We start from the raw sequence: 1,625 nt of genomic DNA, 5'->3' as shown, positions 1-1,625 counted from the left end.
CCCCAACCCCTGCGGCAATAGTTTCCAGCATAACGATCGCATTATCCACCACAATCCCCACGCCCAATGCTAATCCCCCCAAACTAAACACGTTGAGAGATAGACCCCATAGCTGCATTAAAATAACAGCGGTTAGGGTAGCTAGGGGAATGGCGATAACAATAATTAGCGTTTGGCGTAACGAACCTAAGAATAACAGAACGGCAATAGCCGCTAAGGTTGCGCCTATCAACCCGGAACTAGTGACATTCGCGATCGAGTTGCGGATGAAAATGGACTCATCCAACGTCGCCACCAGTTCCATATCCTCTGGAATCAAACCCGACTGCCGCAATTCTTCGATGCGTTTTTTCACCCCATCAACCACTTCAATCGTGTTAGCATCGGGCTGCTTCTGAATACTGGCTTTAACTGCTGGCTCGCCATTGAGAAAAACAAATACCCGCTGTTCTTCAGTTCCATCGATAACGTCAGCAAAATCGCGCAGGTAGACACGGCGAGTCAGGGTTGGGGAAGACTCCTCGTTGCCCACTCCTGGAATTGCAGGAACTTCAAAGGAGAGATTACGAATTTCCTCCGCATCTTGAAAGCGTGCCACCGTTCGCGTCAGCAGTTCTGACTCTTCTCCCCGTATCCGTCCCCCAGCTACATCCTGGTTGCGTTCGTCGAGTTCATCTAATACATCGGTTAAACCAATTCCCAGCGCCTGTAAACGATTGGGATCGATGAGAATCCTGATTTCTTCAGGAACACCCCCAGCCACATCCACCGATGCCACTCCCGGTACGACACCGAGTTCGCGGCTGAGTTCTTCATCGGCAAAAACCCGCAAATCTACATCCTGTAGAGACGACGATTTCAGCGCTACTTCATAGACGGGTAGCTGGGAAGGGTCAAATTTGAACAAACGCGGTTGTTCAATAATATCGGGTAGATTAGATTGAGCGCGGTTGTAGGATGCTGTGGCATCGTTCAGTGCCTGATCAATATCTCCCCCCGGTTTAAAAAATAGATCTAAACTAATCCGTCCTTCACGGGTTTGGGAAAAGACTTGTACCACACCCTCCGTCGCCGTTAATGCTTGCTCTAATGGTTTGGTAATTTCCTCAACCGCCACCTCCGGTGATACTCCAGGAGCATTCAGCCGCAAGCCGATCCGGGGATAGGTAATCGACGGCAGTAAATCGACCTGAATCTGGAGAATGAAAAATATTCCTAGTACGATAACGGCTACAGTCAGGACGAGGGTGCCAATGTGACGACGAATTGCTGTTGCGCTGATGCTAAATCCAGACATTGGGGAATGGGGAATAGGGAATAGGGAATAGGGAATGGGGAATAGGGAATGGGGAGTAAGTACCTGCACAGAATTGTTTACACATCAGATCCCTTGATCTATTCGGATATAATACTTAACCGGACAGTATCGCCGTCTTTTAAGGATGCGTCGCTCTGGGCGACATAGCGTTCTCCTGGCTGCAAACCGGAGAGAATTTCAACTTTGCCGTTGGCGCGATCGCCTATTTGCACGGAACGAGCCTTAACTTTAGTTTCAGCTCCGTCTTTGCTTAATACAAATACCGTCGCCTCATTAGACTTGAGAGTACTCCCCAGCTCCCCCGCTC

At 49.4% G+C, this 1,625-nt stretch carries 1 protein-coding gene and 1 pseudogene; both read right to left on the bottom strand.

Annotated elements, in window-relative coordinates:
- On the bottom strand, positions 1-1,297 hold a 1,297-nt coding region (locus IQ257_RS29575; RefSeq protein WP_193933520.1), incomplete at its 3' end, for an efflux RND transporter permease subunit.
- A gap of 98 nt (positions 1,298-1,395) precedes the next feature.
- Positions 1,396-1,625: pseudogene (locus IQ257_RS29570) on the bottom strand (efflux transporter periplasmic adaptor subunit); the annotation flags it as partial.

The sequence above is a fragment of the Coleofasciculus sp. LEGE 07092 genome (assembly GCF_015207375.1).
In the GTDB taxonomy this organism is placed as follows: Bacteria; Cyanobacteriota; Cyanobacteriia; order Cyanobacteriales; family Coleofasciculaceae; genus LEGE-07092.
The sequence above is the reverse complement of the archived record's forward strand: the minus strand, read 5'-3'. Positions and strand labels throughout refer to the sequence as shown.